This window comes from Dickeya oryzae (assembly GCF_020406815.2).
Classification (GTDB): domain Bacteria; phylum Pseudomonadota; class Gammaproteobacteria; order Enterobacterales; family Enterobacteriaceae; genus Dickeya; species Dickeya oryzae.
This window is the reverse complement of the sequence record NZ_CP162670.1, coordinates 1,923,275-1,939,405: the sequence shown is the minus strand read 5'-3', so window position 1 is coordinate 1,939,405 and position 16,131 is coordinate 1,923,275. Positions and strand designations below refer to the sequence as shown.

At 54.6% G+C, this 16,131-nt stretch carries 13 protein-coding genes; 4 read left to right on the top strand and 9 right to left on the bottom strand.

Annotation, left to right across the window (positions count from 1 at the left end; genetic code table 11):
- Positions 1-25: 25 nt before the first annotated feature.
- Positions 26-994: a DNA-binding protein YbiB gene (ybiB, locus tag LF929_RS08405; protein ID WP_038904691.1), complete on the bottom strand. Its 969-nt coding sequence runs from the start codon at positions 992-994 to the stop codon at positions 26-28.
- Between the two features lie 213 nt (positions 995-1,207).
- Entirely contained in the window at positions 1,208-3,313 is a 2,106-nt protein-coding gene (gene dinG, locus LF929_RS08400) for an ATP-dependent DNA helicase DinG (protein WP_226093646.1), read from the bottom strand.
- 217 nt (positions 3,314-3,530) lie between these two features.
- On the opposite strand from dinG, the gene LF929_RS08395 reads away from it, so the two are divergent.
- Entirely contained in the window at positions 3,531-3,638 is a 108-nt protein-coding gene (locus LF929_RS08395) for a membrane protein (protein WP_012770198.1), read from the top strand.
- 116 nt (positions 3,639-3,754) lie between these two features.
- Here LF929_RS08395 and bglX read toward each other — a convergent pair whose 3' ends face one another.
- The gene (bglX, locus tag LF929_RS08390) at positions 3,755-6,070 is read right to left on the bottom strand and encodes a beta-glucosidase BglX (RefSeq protein WP_226093647.1); all 2,316 of its coding nucleotides are present in this window, start codon (positions 6,068-6,070) and stop codon (positions 3,755-3,757) included.
- A gap of 241 nt (positions 6,071-6,311) precedes the next feature.
- A complete protein-coding gene (locus LF929_RS08385; protein WP_038904694.1) occupies positions 6,312-7,652 on the bottom strand; it encodes an aspartate aminotransferase family protein in 1,341 nt (446 codons plus the stop codon).
- A 396-nt stretch (positions 7,653-8,048) separates the two neighbouring features.
- Between LF929_RS08385 and LF929_RS08380 the strand changes: the two genes are divergently transcribed.
- Both LF929_RS08380 and LF929_RS08375 read left to right on the top strand, forming a co-directional pair.
- The gene (locus LF929_RS08380) at positions 8,049-8,825 is read left to right on the top strand and encodes a DeoR/GlpR family DNA-binding transcription regulator (RefSeq protein ID WP_226093648.1); all 777 of its coding nucleotides are present in this window, start codon (positions 8,049-8,051) and stop codon (positions 8,823-8,825) included.
- A gap of 114 nt (positions 8,826-8,939) precedes the next feature.
- A complete protein-coding gene (locus LF929_RS08375; protein ID WP_210177119.1) occupies positions 8,940-9,626 on the top strand; it encodes a glutathione S-transferase family protein in 687 nt (228 codons plus the stop codon).
- 19 nt (positions 9,627-9,645) lie between these two features.
- Here the strand turns inward: LF929_RS08375 and pbpG are convergent, their stop codons facing one another.
- Positions 9,646-10,605, bottom strand: coding sequence for a D-alanyl-D-alanine endopeptidase (gene pbpG, locus LF929_RS08370; protein ID WP_038904700.1), 960 nt, complete (start codon positions 10,603-10,605; stop codon positions 9,646-9,648).
- A 336-nt stretch (positions 10,606-10,941) separates the two neighbouring features.
- On the opposite strand from pbpG, the gene LF929_RS08365 reads away from it, so the two are divergent.
- On the top strand, positions 10,942-11,622 hold the full coding sequence (locus tag LF929_RS08365; RefSeq protein WP_210175576.1) for an epoxyqueuosine reductase QueH: 681 nt from the start codon (positions 10,942-10,944) through the stop codon (positions 11,620-11,622).
- Positions 11,623-11,673: 51 nt separating this feature from the next.
- On the opposite strand, the gene cyaB is transcribed toward LF929_RS08365, so the two are convergent.
- The 4 genes from cyaB to LF929_RS08345 form a co-directional block, all read right to left on the bottom strand.
- On the bottom strand, positions 11,674-12,213 hold the full coding sequence (gene cyaB / locus LF929_RS08360) for a class IV adenylate cyclase (protein WP_012885110.1): 540 nt from the start codon (positions 12,211-12,213) through the stop codon (positions 11,674-11,676).
- Positions 12,214-12,907: 694 nt separating this feature from the next.
- Complete coding sequence (locus LF929_RS08355; protein ID WP_210177121.1) at positions 12,908-13,315, bottom strand: VOC family protein; 408 nt, start codon at positions 13,313-13,315, stop codon at positions 12,908-12,910.
- A 90-nt stretch (positions 13,316-13,405) separates the two neighbouring features.
- Positions 13,406-14,341: a tRNA dihydrouridine(16) synthase DusC gene (gene dusC / locus LF929_RS08350; protein WP_226093649.1), complete on the bottom strand. Its 936-nt coding sequence runs from the start codon at positions 14,339-14,341 to the stop codon at positions 13,406-13,408.
- Positions 14,342-14,489: 148 nt separating this feature from the next.
- On the bottom strand, positions 14,490-16,085 hold the full coding sequence (locus tag LF929_RS08345; protein WP_226093650.1) for an ABC transporter substrate-binding protein: 1,596 nt from the start codon (positions 16,083-16,085) through the stop codon (positions 14,490-14,492).
- Between the last annotated feature and the right edge of the window lie 46 nt (positions 16,086-16,131).

Here is a 16,131-nt window from a genome sequence, read left to right as displayed (position 1 = left end):
TGTTCCTTATCGTTAATCGTTATGTTCAACCCAGTCGTTTTCGTATTGTTGACACCGCCTGCTCCATCGACGCGGCTTCGCCTGTTCCCACCAGACAACACGCCAGTTGCAGCCGAATCGCTTGCGGTATCGGTTGTTCCCCCGCCAGACAGGCTTTCGTCCAGCGAGCCGTCGTCACCGCGTCTTTATCAGCAGGCAGTGCTGAGCGATCGACGGCGATATCCTGACGAACCTGCAAAAGATCGTTGCGCTGTTCACGGATGAAATACATTTCCGGGCAGCGCTGCGGGTTAGCGTACACCTCGCCTTCCGTGCCGTGCATCAATAACGCACGGCCATTGATGTCCTGAAAAAAGGTACCCACCCGGCCGACGTATTCCGGGTGCGACACGCTTGCCAGACGCAACGCCGCGCCTTCATCAAACGGCGTAGCCAGCTTGGCCAACGTATGCGCGCTATTACGCACCCCCATACGCCAGCGCAAATCCAACTGACGCTCGATGGCAGGACACAGCAGCGACACCGGCATAAACACCGGCTCACCCTCATCAAGCCGTTGCTGTGCTGACGGCGCGTCACTCACTGGCATCAGGCCCAGCTCACGAAAAATCGCCTCGCTGGTCACGCGGGTTGGGTCGTGGCTCACACCGTGCACCACCACCGGCAGCCCCAGTCGGTGCAGCAACAACGCCAGTAATGGCGTCAAATTAGCTTGCTTACGTGCGCCGTTATAGCTGGGGAGCACCACCGGCATCGGCCTGTTAGCCGGTACGGACAGGCGTAGCGTCTGTTCGCGCATCGCCTGATAAAAGCCCCGCATTTCGGCTTCAGACTCGCCTTTAATGCGAAATGCAATCAACAGCCCACCCAACTCCAGCTCCGGTACCTGATCATTGAGTATATGACCATACAGTTGATACGCCGTGTCCTGGTTCAGATCGCGCGCATGATTTTTGCCGCGACCAACCTCTTTAATGATGTGGGTGTAATCCATGATCTGCTCTCACTGGTAAGGCGATGGTTAAACGGTGCCCTCGAACGGGCGAGTGGGTAGCCCCGGTTATGTGGGATAACACACTGGAAACATAGCATGAATGAGTCTGAGGGGAAGCGTGAAATCACCGTTGCTGCCCCCGACGGGAGCAGCAAGGAAAGCAGGTCACCGTTTACTGTTGATGCGGCGGATAGCTCACCTTGAAATCGCGAGCTACTTATCATCTGGCATCGCACGCTGTTCGATAGGAAAGACGGGGAGCGCCGCCAGTAACTGAGCACCGTAGCCTTTGGTCAACAGGCGACGGTCGTAGATGACGATTTCACCAAAACAATCATGGCTACGGATCAATCGTCCGACTTGTTGGATCAGGCTAAAGGACGCACTGGGCAAGCTTTGCACCACAAAGGGGTGACGTTTGAGACTTTTCAGCCACTCGCCTTCCGTCAGAATGAGCGGGCTGTCGATCGGCGGAAAGGCAATCTTGTGGATGTGCACCTGCGATAGCAATTCGCCCTTGAGATCTAACCCTTCGGCGAAGGACTGCAAGCCAATCAATACGCTGGTCTGCCCTTGCTGTACCCGCTGGCGGTGCAATTCCACCAGCCGGTAACGCGGTTGGTCACCCTGCACCAGCAACATCAGCCGCAAGTCCGGCACCTCGGTCAGAAATTGCTGCATGGCACGCTGGCTGGCAAACAACATCAGCATGCCTTTATGCACGTCACGCTGCAGTTCTGCGCGAAAAAAACGCGCCATCTCGGCGATATGTTCTGCTTCCTGCGCAATCAACGGTTCATGACGCATCTGCGGGATCACCAGCTTCCCCTGCTCTCGGTGATTGAACGGTGAATCCAGCGCAATAAAGGTGTCGCCCTCGTCTTCATCCAACCCGGATAGCTCTTTCAGGCGAGAAAAGCTATTGAGCGAGCGCAATGTCGCCGAGGTGATCACCACATGCGACAAATTACGCCACAGTAATCGGTCCAACTGGTCACACACGCGAATGCCCGCACAGTGGAAATAGAGGTGTAACTGGTTGTCACGCCGTTCCCGTTGCAACCATTTCGACACCGGCGCGTTAGAGGATTTCTCCAGCGCCGCCAGCCGCCATAGCTTGCTTTGTGCCTCCCAATAGCCGTTGAGTCGGCTGATACGCAGCATTGCCTGATGTAACTTCACGACGTCATGCTTACCGGTTTTTTCCGCCAGGTCGTTTAACAGATACTCCGCCAGACCGCGCAGGCTATCCGTCAGTTTGAATAACCGATTGCAGCACTCGCGCATCTCGTCTGGCAATTCCCCCATCGGGAAACGGTAGTCGGCATCGGGTTGGGCTGCAGGCAGAAACAGACTGCTCAGGCGATCGAACAATTGCAACTGTTCACGGATTTCACCGCAATGCTCACCCAGCCTATCCGGTTGCATCAATCGGGGGGACGACTTGGGCGGAAACTGCGCCAGACACATCCCTACCTGCTGAATCAATTGATCCATCTGATGTTGTACCGCGCTGACCGTCACTTCGCCGGACATTTCCAGCGCATCGCGTGCCACATCCGGCACATGGTGACCTTCATCCAGCACCAGTAGCATGTTCTTTGCCTGCGGTAATACAGAATCGCTCTCCATCGCCGCCATCACCAGCGCATGGTTCGTCACCACCACATCGGCGTCTTCAATTTCCCGGCGGGCGAGAAAGAACGGGCACTCGCGGTAATAATGGCAATTACGCCCCAGACAGTTGGCTTTATCAGTACTGATGCGCTGCCACAGCGCATCGCCGATAGACTCCTGACAGTGGTCGCGCAACCCATCCCAGGCGTAGCTTTGCAATGCCTGTTGCAACCGGGCGCTGGTGGTTTGCTCTTCACGGCTGGATGGCAAATGGTCATCCATAAACAGCATCAGATCGCCCTGTGCTGACGCCTCGGTCGCCATCGCCGCCAGATTGCGCGGGCACACATAGCGCCCACGACCAAACGCCGCCGTGAATTTCAACTCCGGGATGAACTGGCGCAACAGCGGCAAATCTTTGTTGAAGATCTGATCCTGCAACGCCACGTTGGCGGTGCTGACCACCAGTGTTTTCAGCTCAGCGCGGCCAACGGCAATGCCGGGGATCAGATACGACAGGGTTTTACCCACACCCGTCGGCGCTTCAATCACCAGATGACGTGGGTAGTCCCCTGCCAGCGCTTTGGCTACCTCGGCTATCATCTGACGCTGCGGCGCTCGGGAGACAAAATCAGGAATTTGCTGTTGCAGCGCTTTATACCATTCGCCAATCTGCTGCTTTAACGCGGGGGTCAGGGTCATGCCATCTCACTGTCGTTCAATCTGGCGGGTATTGTCCCACAGACCAACGGCAACGTCAGCAAGCACAGTTTTGCCACCGCGACTTTGTGACGTTGTCACATTTATCAGCCCGGTAACGGATGGGTATCAACACGCGCGGCTGGCTTGTATCCGATGGTGGAGTCTCTATAATCGCCGGAACGTCACCATTACCGGGGCGTAACAAAAGGATAACCGGATGAATATCAAAAAACTGGGGGTCGTCAGCCTGTTTGCGTTGTGCGCGTTAGGCGGCATCGGCGGTGTGATGCTGGTGGGGTATATTATTATCGTGCACGGTGGCTAACGCCGAACCGGTCACTCCCGGCCGCCTGTTGCCGTGCAGCCGGTTTTCCTGTCAGGCCCCTGCCTACATCGCAGGGGCCGTCGTCTGTCACCCTTAACGGGCTCAACCCACCGTCTTTACAGCAAGGTAAAGCTGCTGGTTTTCACACGCTGGGAATCCAGCCCAATCATCACGTCAAACTTGCCCGGTTCCGCTACCTGCTGCATCTGTGCGTTGTAGAACATCAGATCTTTCGGCGACAGGGTAAATGTTACGGTGCGGCTTTCACCCGGCATCAACATCACCTTCTGGAAACCACGCAGTTCTTTCACCGGACGGCTAACCGACGCCACCACATCATGCAGATACAGCTGTGCCACGGTTTCGCCAGCCCGTTTACCGGTATTGGTTACCGTCACCGACGCGGTAATACTGCCGTTACGCTTCATCGTCGGGCTGGAGAGTGTTACGTCCGATACCGCAAAGGTGGTGTAACTTAAGCCATAACCGAACGCATACAGCGGCCCGTTGGCCTCGTCAAAATAGTGCGAGGTGTATTTGTTGGGCGCTTCGGCTGAGTACGGACGACCGGTTGGCAAATGGCTGTAGTACATCGGGATCTGTCCCACGGAGCGCGGGAAGGTCATCGGCAATTTACCCGATGGGTTGTAATCACCAAACAGCACATCAGCGATGGCATTACCCCCTTCGGTACCACTAAACCAGGTTTCCAGTATCGCGTTCGCCTGCTGATCTTCACGGCTCAGATCCAACGGACGGCCATTCATCAGCACCAGCACCAACGGTTTACCGGTTGCTTTCAACGCGGCAATCAGCGCTTTCTGCTCTGGCGGAATGGTGATTTTGGCGCGGCTGGAGGCTTCATGCGCCATCCCCTGGGATTCCCCTACGACTGCGATCACCACGTCAGATTTCTTCGCCACGTCGACCGCTTCATCAATCATTGCCTGCGGCGAGCGCGGGTCCACCACCACGGATTCATCGTATTCATTGAGGAATTTGATCAACCCCGGATGATTGGTGATGTTCGAGCCTTTGGCATAGTAAACCCGGGCGTTATACCCGACAGCTTTACGAATACCTTCATACACAGTCACCGCCTGTGCCGGACGTCCGGCAGCAGACCAACTGCCGATGATGTCGCGCTTACTGTCAGCCAGCGGGCCGACAACCGCGATGGTGCCGGATTTCTTCAGCGGCAGAATACCCAGACGGTTTTTCAGTAGCACCAGGCTGCGACGCGCCACATCACGCGCTTCTTCACGGTGTAACCGGCTTTCGGCATTGGTATCCACCGGGTCGGAACCGGCCGGGCCAAGGTGACGATACGGGTCTTCGAACAGGCCCATGTCGTATTTCATGTTCAGCACCTGACGGCAGGCATCATCGATATCTTTCATGCTGACCACACCGCGCTTCACCAGATCCGGCAGGTAACGCGCGAAATACTCGTCGCTCATGCTCATACCGATGCCGGATTGCACCGCAATGCGCGAAGCATCACTCGGGTCTGCCGCCACGCCATGCTTGATCAGCTCTTTGATAGCACCGTGGTCGCTGATGGTAATGCCTTTGAAATGCCACTGGTCACGCAGCACATCTTTGAGCAACCAGCGGTTGGCGGTCGCCGGTACACCGTTGATGGAGTTGAGCGATGCCATCACACCGTAGCTGCCGGCATCAATCGCGGCTTTATACGGCGGCATATACTCCTGGAACATGCGCTGCGGGCTCATATCGACAGTGTTGTAATCACGCCCGCCTTCTGCCGCGCCATACAACGCATAATGTTTGACGCTGGTCATCAGCGAGTGACGGCCATACAGGTCATCTCCCTGAAAACCTTTTACCATCACGCGCGCGATTTCACTGGTCAGATAGGTATCTTCACCAAAACCTTCGGAAACACGGCCCCAACGCGGATCGCGGGTGATATCCACCATCGGTGCCCAGGTCATGTTCAGGCCGTCTTCGGTGGCTTCATACGCCGCTATCTTTGCCGACAACTCGACAGCATTCATGTCCCAACTGGAAGCCAGCCCCAATCCGATGGGGAAAACGGTACGCTGACCGTGCACCACGTCATAAGCGAAAAACAACGGAATTTTCAGGCGGCTTAACTGCATCACCTGATCCTGCATCACGCGAATATCCTGTCGGGTAACCGTGTTGAAAATCCCACCGACCTGGCCGTTGTGGATCATTTCGCGGATGGCCTGTTTCGGGTTATCCGGACCGACACTGATCAAACGAAGCTGGCCAATCTTTTCATCCAGCGTCATTTTTTTCATTAAGTCGTTAACGAAAGCATCGCGCTGTTGCTGGTGAGCAGGGGTTGCCTGTGGCGCAGTTGTCTGTGACTGGGGCGTTTGCGCCCAAAGCGGGCTACAGGCCAAACCGACCGCCAGCGCCAGTGGAGTAAACCATTTCATTGTTATTGCGAATTCCTTGTGCAGTTGCCAGTTAGGGTGCGACACGCTGCCCGATGAGTGTGTGGTTAACAAGGCGGCTAATGTGCCACAAAACCGCCAGCGGAAAAATGACTATCACGCATTTTCCCGCCAACGGTGTGACACAACACAAGGGCTGGGGAGGAATCGCACACCATGCAGACGCACTGGCACCCGGTCAGGCAATTTAAAGTCAGGTCATCGGCATCACACAGCGCAACAATCAGGAGCCGGTGGCACTCAGCGCCTTATCCAGCGCACCGACCAGCCAGTCGATATCATGCGCCTGAAATGCCAGCGTCGGACGCAATTTCAGCACGTTGCCATGCGGACCGGCGACTGAGGTCAGCACGCGCTGCTCACGCAACTGTTCTATCACGTTCAACGCGCGCGTTTTGTCCGGCGTTTTGCTATCACGATCGCTCACCAGCTCAAAACCGATAAACAACCCGGCACCGCGAACATCGCCCACACAGGCATGACGATCCGCCAGCCCTGCCAACTCTTTCAGTAGCTGGGCACCGACGACCTTGCTGTGCTCCTGCAATTTCTCTTCACGGATCACCGTCAGTACGGCTTGTGCCGCCGCCATCGATACCGGATTACCGCCAAAGGTATTGAAATAGGGAATTTCATCGCTAAATGCGGCCAGCACATCGGGTTTCGCCAGCAACGCCGAGACCGGAATACCATTTCCCATCGGTTTCCCCATCGTGATGATATCCGGCACGATACCGTGGCGGGCAAAACCCCAGAATGCGTCACCGGTACGGGCAAACCCGGGTTGTACTTCGTCGGCGATAAAGATGCCGCCGTTGGCATGGACCACATCGATAGCGGCTTGCAGGTAACCGGCTGGCCCCGGCAGCACGCCGTCAGAGGAGAAAATCGAATCGGCGAGGAAACCGGCAAACTTGATGCCGTGCGCGGCCATGTCATCAATCTGTTTCTGAATTTCATTCGCGAACCAGGCCCCCAAATCCGGCGCTTCGACACGATAGCGATCTGGCGCGGGGACCAGACGTGTCGTTGCCGCAATCGGCTGGCCGCTGCCCAGCGCTGGCGACGCACCGGACGTAAGTTCACTGGTGCCGTGATACGCCTCGCGAGTGACGATAATCCCGGTGCCACCGCTGTAAGCGCGCGCAACGCGAATCGCCAGATCGTTGGCTTCCGAGCCGGTACACATGTACATCGCCTTGGTGATAGCCGCTGGCACCAGCGTCAGCAACTCTTCGGTGTAATCCAGAATACGGTCATGCAGGTAGCGGGTGTGCGTGTTGAGCTGGCACATCTGTGCGTGTACCGCCTCAATCACCGCCGGATGGCAATGGCCGATACTGGCGACGTTGTTGTATACATCCAGATACTGGTTACCCGCCGCATCCCACAGGTATTGCTTCTCGCCACGCACCAGATGCACCGGGTTACGGTAGAACAGCCGGTAAGACTCCCCCAGCACCCTGCCGCGTTTTTCGGTCAGTGTGCGGATATCGTCGCTCAATGCTGCTGCGTGTTCAGCCCGGAAGCTGTTGGTATCCATGATGGTTGAACGTGTCGCCATGATGACTCCCGATTAAAAGTAATGTGCCAACGCGTGATGGCTACCGGCTCCCCGGTGCCGCCTGATGGACACTACCCTACACCAAAAGCAATAAAATACACAAACACAAAAATACGCATACCAAAAACGCAAACTTATCCGCCTAAAAAACCCGTGATTTAGCGTGTTGTTACGCGAACACACTCTTTACAAGAAAAGCAAATTAATCAATTAAAAACAAATTGATATACGCAATTACCTCAATTTCCCAGAAGACCCTTGCCAATACAGCGACACCTGTTATGCTTAAATGCACAAAATTACACAAACAGACCAACCCTCTGTTGTTCCTGCCAGTCTGCTGCCTTATCGTTATAATGACGGCGATTGTCATCCTGACCGAGAGAATGCCTGCTCATGCTTGAAGAAACCCGCCTGCACCGTATCCGCCTGCTGCTGTCGTCCCTCAACCGGGTCAGTACCGACCACATCATTCAGCATCTTGGTGTGTCGCGGGAAACCGTGCGCCGTGATGTACTCAAGCTGGAAGCCCAGGGGGTGTTGCGTCGGGTTCATGGCGGTATCGTCGCGATGGATGTTGAGCCAGAGCCGCCGCTATCCGTTCGCAATACGGTTAGGGAACAGGAGAAACGGGCGATTGCCCAACTGGCGGCGCAACAGATAAAAGCAGGCCAGACATTATTTATTGATGCAGGCAGTACCACCACCTTGCTGGCTGCGGAATTGCTGGTGCTCCCCGGCATGACCATTATTACCAACAGCTTGAACGTCGCGCTGACACTCACCGCCACAGAAACCGACGAGCATGCGCCACATGAGGTCATTCTGCTCGGCGGCCACATGGGCGCAGCCGCACAGGCCACCAGCGGTGCTCTGACGGTGACGGAAATCCAGCGTTATCGGGCTGATATCGCGCTGCTCTCACCGGTTGGTATTGCCAGCCAGTCGGGTGCCAGCAGCTTTTCCCACCATGAAGCGGCAATTGCCGGCGAGATGTCTCGCAATGCCAGACAACGTATCATGCTGGCGGATCACAGCAAGATTGGCGTTACCAGCCGCGTTATCTACGCCGCGCCCACGGATATCGACCTGCTGATTACCGACAGTGGCAGCAGCAGTAATGCCGACTTCCCGGCATTGCAGGCGGTTTGCGCTCAGGTGCTGTTGGCCTGAACCGAGGGACGGGTTAATCGGTCAGTGCCATGTTGTTGATAGTGCCATGTTGCTGATTTCGTGATACATCTAAAACGACACCGCCCATCGTTATATCCCCCCACGGAGGAAGACATGTATCAGTTGCACATCGCCAATAAAAACTATTCGTCCTGGTCGCTGCGCCCGTGGATCCTGCTGAAAACGCTGGATATCCCGTTTGACGAGATCCTGACCCCGTTTGCCCCCGCCCCCGTCCAGACGGCATTCAAAACATTCTCACCGACCGGCAAAGTCCCTTGTCTGGTTGACGATGGCATCACCGTTTGGGATTCGCTGTCTATTACCGAATATCTGGCGGAGGACGTTCCTGCGGTATGGCCGCAAGACAAGGCGGCCCGTGCCTGGGCTCGCAGCGCGGCGGCGGAAATGCATTCCGGTTTTAACGCCTTGCGTAACCAGTGCTCGATGAGTTGCGGCGTGCGGGTGGAACTTCATGCCATCAACGCAGAATTGCAACGCGATATCGACCGGCTCAATCAATTGTGGCAGGAAGGGATAGAACGATTTGGCGGGCCATTCCTGGCAGGAGCGCAGTTCAGTGCCGTTGACGCGTTTTTCGCCCCGGTAGTCTTCAGGGCACAAACCTACGCACTGCCACTAACGGGCGCAGCGGCACAGTATGTCAGCCACATGCTGGCACAACCGGCGATGCAGTTATGGTACCAGCAGGCACTCACGGAAACCTGGCGCGAACCCGGCCATGAAGAGGACATTGCGGCATCAGGCCGGATAGTGCAGGACCAACGGGCGGCGTCGTAACACCGCCCTTATCCGACGGTTATTCATCTACCTCAGCAGTGACGCCAGCTCCGCTGCCATGCGGCTGGCGTGATGCCAGTGACTTCTGCTTTTTGTAGCTCAGCGCCGCTCCCGGAACCGGGCTCACTTTCCCCGTTTCCAGCCAGTTACGCAGGCGATTGGCATCGGCAAAATGGGTGAATTTGCCAAACGCATCCAATACCACCAGCGACACCGGACGACCACCGATCACCGTACGCATCACCAGACAGTGGCCTGCCTGATTGGTAAAACCGGTCTTGGTCAACTGAATATTCCAGTCCGGGCGATAAATCAGATGGTTGGTGTTACGAAACGGCAACGTGTACGACGGGTGCGTAAACACGGCGGTTTTTTCATGCGTGGTGCTGAGTTGGCTTAACAGCGGATACTGTTTGGACGCAATCAGCAACTTCGTCAAATCACGTGCGGTAGACACATTGCTGGTTGAGAGCCCGGTCGGTTCCACATAGTAGGTATGCATCATGCCAAGCGAACGCGCTTTAGCGTTCATCGCGGTGATAAACGCTTGATACCCGCCACGGTAGTGATGCGCCAGGCTAGCAGCAGCACGGTTTTCCGACGACATCAACGCCAGCAACAGCATATCGTGGCGACTGATTTCACTGCCCAGGCGTACGCGGGAATACACCCCTTGCATCTCTTTGGTATGGCTGATATCAACGGAAATCAGCTCGTCCAGCGGCTGATTGGCATCCAGAACCACCATGGCGGTCATCAGTTTCGTCACAGAGGCAATCGGCACGACCACATCTGGATTACTGGAATAGAGCACCTCGTTATTACGCATATCCACCACCATCGCACTGCCGGAGGCAATCTCCTGACGGGATGGGGCATGCTGTGTCACAGGTGTTTTAGCCACGGCCTGTGCTGCAAAACACACAGGGGCGGAAAGCAACAGCAGGCTTACAACGGAAAGCCGAAATTTTTTATTCATTATTCAATAGCTTAAACAGTGTACTGTTAACTGAAAAAAAAGAACGACGCATTATAATGCGCCGACGGATCGCACGCACTCCACCTGTCTTAAAAGCTTTGTGACAAAGTTTGACAGCCCTATCCCAACTGGAGCCAGGTTGTCATCGATAAGTGGATAACCGATACTGCCCACCGCTGATGTACCCATGAAGATAAGGATGACGCCGTGTCCGACAAGGAACACTTACCCCAAAAGGAACATTTACCCCAAAAGGAACAGGCTACCAATAAGGAATATTCCACCAATAAGGAACATTCCACCGGCAATGAACCGCGCACCGGCTTTCAACGCCCAGTGCTGACACTGCCTAATCAGGCTGACAAACTGTTGCTGCATTCCTGCTGTGCACCGTGTTCAGGCGAAGTGATGGAAGCTATCACCGCGTCTGGTATCCAGTACACTATTTTCTTTTATAACCCGAATATTCACCCACAACGCGAATACCAGATCCGTAAAGAAGAGAACATGCGTTTTGCCGAAAAACAAGGCATTCCTTTCGTCGATGCGGATTACGACAGCGATAACTGGTTTGAACGCGCCAAAGGCATGGAATGGGAGCCGGAACGCGGTATTCGCTGCACTATGTGTTTCGACATGCGTTTTGAGCGCACCGCGTTGTACGCGCACGAGCACGGTTTTTCGGTTATCTCCAGTTCACTGGGTATTTCCCGCTGGAAGAACATGCAACAGATAACCCAGTGTGGTGTCACCGCCGCCAGCCGCTATCCGGGCATGACCTACTGGGACTACAACTGGCGTAAAGGCGGTGGCTCAGCCCGCATGATTGACATCAGCAAACGTGAGCGTTTCTACCAGCAGGAATACTGTGGGTGTATCTACTCGCTGCGTGATACCAATAAACACCGCAAAGCGCAGGGCCGCGATATTATCCGCATCGGTACGCTGTATTACGGCGACAACGCGGCCTCCGACAACGACGCTACCGCCGATAAAGACCAGGGCGATAGGGGCTGATAGCCCCGGTTCGTGAAGCAGGTGGTGTCAGGCACGATTGGGTGACGCCACTTAATATCCCAGTAGTTGACGGTAGGAACGGGTTTCGATGCTGTCCATCTGTAACCCCAGCCGTAATGCGCAATCCTGGCAATGCTCACCCAGAATATCCAGTTCCGTCTCGTCCTCTGTCATGCAGGATATCTCGACGAAATGCCCCAACGACTCAATATAATCCAGCGTGATGTGAAACCGGTCGAGAAAATAGATGCTGCGGGTTTTATTCACTTCAAAGATAGGCAAAAACCCCAGCGTTCTCAGCATGCTGTCTGTCATATCGAATGACTCCACGTTGACGGCCTCACAACGACCGGTTCGCGGACCTTTCACAATCCACAGCTTAATCCCGGATGGCGCCATGCGGCGTAACAACATACTGATATTTTGTTGCCCCAGTTTCTTTTCCGCTGAATCATAATAAATATCATGTTCCTTATTTTCGAATACGAACGATTCAGGATGATGGCTGAATAATTTTTCACGAAAAGCGATAATATCCTGAATACGAAATTTCAATTCAACTTCATATTTCCCTCTGAAATGCTCGTGCACTTTTTTTCTCCGCTTATCGGTTCTCTCTGACCGTCGCTTTATTTGACAAATACCTACAAGCAGGACAACAGACGATCAGCTTATGTAATATTAATCATCAGATAGATTATTATGCTAACTTTTATTCAGGCTGTCAGCGATATAGCTAATGGTTCTCACTTATCACGCCGCCAACCGCCCTGCACTCTACCTACTGGAATCGTATCACCCGGATATTGCTCCGGATAACGACGCGTGAGTTGCGCCAGCCTTCATTGGCATGATGTGCTGAAATAAGCACCACAAGCAAAAAGCACAGTGTGCGTTCACTATGCTGAAAAAAGAGAACGGATTAAACAGAAACGCCATCTATTCCTTACCAGAAAAACCAGTCTTCCATTTTCCATCATGGCTGGCTGGCAAAATGAATCTCATTACGTCAGACGATCTACCGTTACCGGTTATCATAACGATAAAAACCAGTCGCTGTTTTCACTCACCCCACGTAACCTGAATCCTGCTTAACACCCCCCATGTGGAATGTGGATCGTCGTATTTTTCATCACTATTTTCTCTATTTCACCCCGTCATTATTACAAATCTTGCTTTTCGATACTCATGTATAGATACGAAAGCATAATAATTCAATCTACCATCACGCATTTTGCCGTTCAGGAAGAGATATTGTTGTAAATTTTCTTTTCACAGCCCGGCTTCACGAATAAAACGTCATCGCGTGATAAGGGGCCTGACGGCAGCGCGCCAGCCGTGACGCCAAATCACCGACGTGAGCCTCCAGTTGGTGACCATCCGGGTCAAGAAAATAGAGCGAGTCACCTTCGCTACGGTTATCTTTCCACTCTGTAACGCCCGCATCACGCAGACGCTGGCAAAACAACGGAAAATTATCGGCAGAAAGGCTGAATGCGTAGTGGGTATAGCCCGCGGCGATATCGCCACGCGTCGGCTCCAGGGACAAGCAGAGCCATAATCCCGGCAATGACAGATACGCCCCTGTCGCCCACTCCGCCTCCAGCCGCAACCCCAGCAAGTGATGGTAGAACGTCAGGCTGCGCGGTAAATCGCACACCGATAATGTCAGATGATTGAATCCGGATAACATGCACAACCTCGCGCCTTTCAAGTCGATGGTTCAACGAAACAGATACAACGCTCAGGTTACGACTCTCAGGATGGCACAGCAAGGTATCCCTTACCGGATACTGTTGATCACCCGCGCAATATCAGCCGAGGTCGTCAGCGCACGAATCTGGCTGAACAGCTCGCTGGCATCGTCATACTCTTTACGCAGATAACCCAGCCACTGTTTGATACGCGCAACGTGATACAAACCGGTGTCGCCTTGCTTCTCCAGCCGCACGTATTTCTGTAGCAATTGCACCACCTCTGACCACGGCATACGCGCCTCACGATACTTGATGACCCGGCTCAGGTTAGGCACATTGAGCGCGCCCCGGCCAATCATTACCGCGTCACAACCGGTCACGGCCATACAATCCTGTGCGCTTTGCCAGTCCCAGATTTCTCCGTTGGCGATCACAGGAATATTCAGGCGTTGGCGAATGTCCCCTATCGACGCCCAATTGATGCGATCGGCCCGATAGCCATCCTCTTTCGTGCGCCCATGCACCACCAGTTCACTGGCTCCCGCCTGCGCTACCGCATCGGCAATCTCAAACTGGCGCTCGCCAGAATCCCAGCCTAAGCGCACTTTTACCGTCACCGGCAACGACAGCGGCACCGCGTCACGCATCGCTTTGGCAGCCTGATAGATCAACTCGGGGTCTTTGAGCAAGGTGGCACCGCCGCCACTGCCGTTGACCAGTTTCGATGGGCAACCACAGTTGAGGTCAACCCCCCAGGAGCCAAGTTCCACCGCCCTGGCGGCATTTTCTGCCAGCCACTGCGGGTACTGACCGAGTAACTGTACCCGGACCCGGGTACCGGACGGGGTACGACTACCGTGGCGCAATTCCGGGCACAGGCGATAAAACGCTTTTACCGGCAGACGGCTATCCACCACCCGCAAAAATTCGGTGATGCACAGATCGTAATCATTCACTTCGGTGAGTAATTCCCGCACCAGGGAATCCAGCACCCCTTCCATCGGGGCCAGTAAAACGCGCATAACTCGACTCATCATAAAAAAGGCAGGTCATGGTACTGTCGGCGGGAGAAACTGTCGACGGGGAGAAGGCGTCGACAGGAAAAACAGTGTCACAGCGAGGTGACTGAACGAGCGGGAAAGCCGAAACTCTCCCGCTGTGGCGTTGGCATTACTGTCGGATATCGACCTGATAAAAAATGTGTTTACCGAACGGGTCGATTTCGTATCCGCTCACCGTGTTGCGCACCGGCTCAAAGATCGTCGAGTGCGCAATCATCACCGCGGGAGCCTGCTCATGCATCATGAACTGCGCCTGACGGTATAACGCCACACGTTTCTGGTGATCCTGCTCGGCACGCGCTTCGGTAATCAACGTATCAAACGGCGGGTAGCACCACCTGGATGAATTAGACCCGCCATTGGCGGAAGGACAGGTAAATAGCGGGCCGAAGAAGTTATCCGGGTCACCGGTCGCGGTAGTCCAGCCCATTAGCGCCGCCTGATGTTCACCGCTTTTCACCCGCTTCAGGTATTCACCCCACTCGTAACTGACGATAGTGGCTTTCACCCCCACCTTCGCCCAGTCAGCCTGAATCATTTCCGCCATACGACGCGCGTTCGGGTTATACGGCCGCTGTACCGGCATCGCCCACAGATCGATAGTGGTGCCTTGCGCCATACCGGCTTCTTTTAGCAGCGCTCGCGCTTTTTCCGGGTCGTATGGGTAATCCTCAAGATCAGACGCCGCGCTCCATACACCAGGCGGCAGCAGATTTTTCGCTGCCGTCCCAGTGCCCTGAAATACGGCTTCGATAATCGCCGGTTTGTTGATAGCCATCGTCAATGCCTGACGCACCTTGAGGTTATCCAGCGGCGGTTTTTGGGTATTAAACGCCAGAAAACCGATGTTCAGCCCGGCTTTTTGCATCAGGGTAATGTCTTTATTGCTCTTCATGTCTGCCAACTCCGCAGGATTGGGAAACGGCATCACCTGACATTCATTCTTGCGCAGCTTGGCGTAACGCACCGAGGCATCCGGTGTGATGCTAAAAACCAGCCGGTCCAGTTTGGCTTTACCCTGCCAGTAATCCGCAAATGCCTGATACAGAATGCGGGAATCTTTCTGGTACTGCACCAGTTGGAACGGGCCGGTGCCGATAGGCTCCAGATCCACTTTTTCTGGTGTGCCAGCTTTCAACATCTGGTCGGCGTATTCAGCAGACAGGATCGAGGCGAAATACCACGCCAGATCGGCCAAAAACGGGGCCTCTGCATGACTTAAGGTAAAACGCACCGTATGGTCATCCAGCTTGTCGATGGCGGTAATCAGGCTACGAAACGACAGGCTTTCGAAGTTGGCATAGGTGCCACCGGACACCTTGTGATAAGGGTTATTGGGATCACGCTGGCGCTGAAAAGAGAAAATCACGTCGTCGGCGTTGAAATCACGACTCGGGGTAAACTGGGCGTTGTGATGGAATTTCACCCCTTTACGCAGATGAAAGGTGTATTGCGTGCCATCCGGGCTTATCTCCCAGCTTTCTGCCAGACTCGGTATCAGCTCGGTGGTACCGACCTTGAAGTCTACCAGCCGGTTATAAATCGGCACTGCACTGGCATCCACGCTGGTCCCGGAAGTATACAACTGCGGGTTAAAGTTCTCCGGTGAACCTTCCGAGCAGTACACCAGCGTTTTGGCGCATGCCATCTGGGCAACCGTCAGCGTCATCGCCGCCAGCGCAATACGTGTTAATCTGTTTTTCATCCCCATCCTCGCTTTTTATTGACTTCCAGGTAGCTCGCTGAGTACA

Excerpts from the sequence above, each read along its gene's own strand:
- pbpG (WP_038904700.1), bottom strand. The coding sequence starts at position 10,605 with ATGAATAAAAAATTTCGGCTTTCCGTTGTAAGCCTGCTGTTGCTTTCC.
- dusC (WP_226093649.1), bottom strand. The coding sequence starts at position 14,341 with ATGCGCGTTTTACTGGCCCCGATGGAAGGGGTGCTGGATTCCCTGGTG.
- dinG (WP_226093646.1), bottom strand. The coding sequence starts at position 3,313 with ATGACCCTGACCCCCGCGTTAAAGCAGCAGATTGGCGAATGGTATAAA.
- LF929_RS08355 (WP_210177121.1), bottom strand. The coding sequence starts at position 13,315 with ATGTTATCCGGATTCAATCATCTGACATTATCGGTGTGCGATTTACCG.
- ybiB (WP_038904691.1), bottom strand. The coding sequence starts at position 994 with ATGGATTACACCCACATCATTAAAGAGGTTGGTCGCGGCAAAAATCAT.
- LF929_RS08380 (WP_226093648.1), top strand. The coding sequence starts at position 8,049 with ATGCTTGAAGAAACCCGCCTGCACCGTATCCGCCTGCTGCTGTCGTCC.
- bglX (WP_226093647.1), bottom strand. The coding sequence starts at position 6,070 with ATGAAATGGTTTACTCCACTGGCGCTGGCGGTCGGTTTGGCCTGTAGC.
- LF929_RS08385 (WP_038904694.1), bottom strand. The coding sequence starts at position 7,652 with ATGGCGACACGTTCAACCATCATGGATACCAACAGCTTCCGGGCTGAA.
- LF929_RS08395 (WP_012770198.1), top strand. The coding sequence starts at position 3,531 with ATGAATATCAAAAAACTGGGGGTCGTCAGCCTGTTTGCGTTGTGCGCG.
- LF929_RS08375 (WP_210177119.1), top strand. The coding sequence starts at position 8,940 with ATGTATCAGTTGCACATCGCCAATAAAAACTATTCGTCCTGGTCGCTG.
- LF929_RS08345 (WP_226093650.1), bottom strand. The coding sequence starts at position 16,085 with ATGAAAAACAGATTAACACGTATTGCGCTGGCGGCGATGACGCTGACG.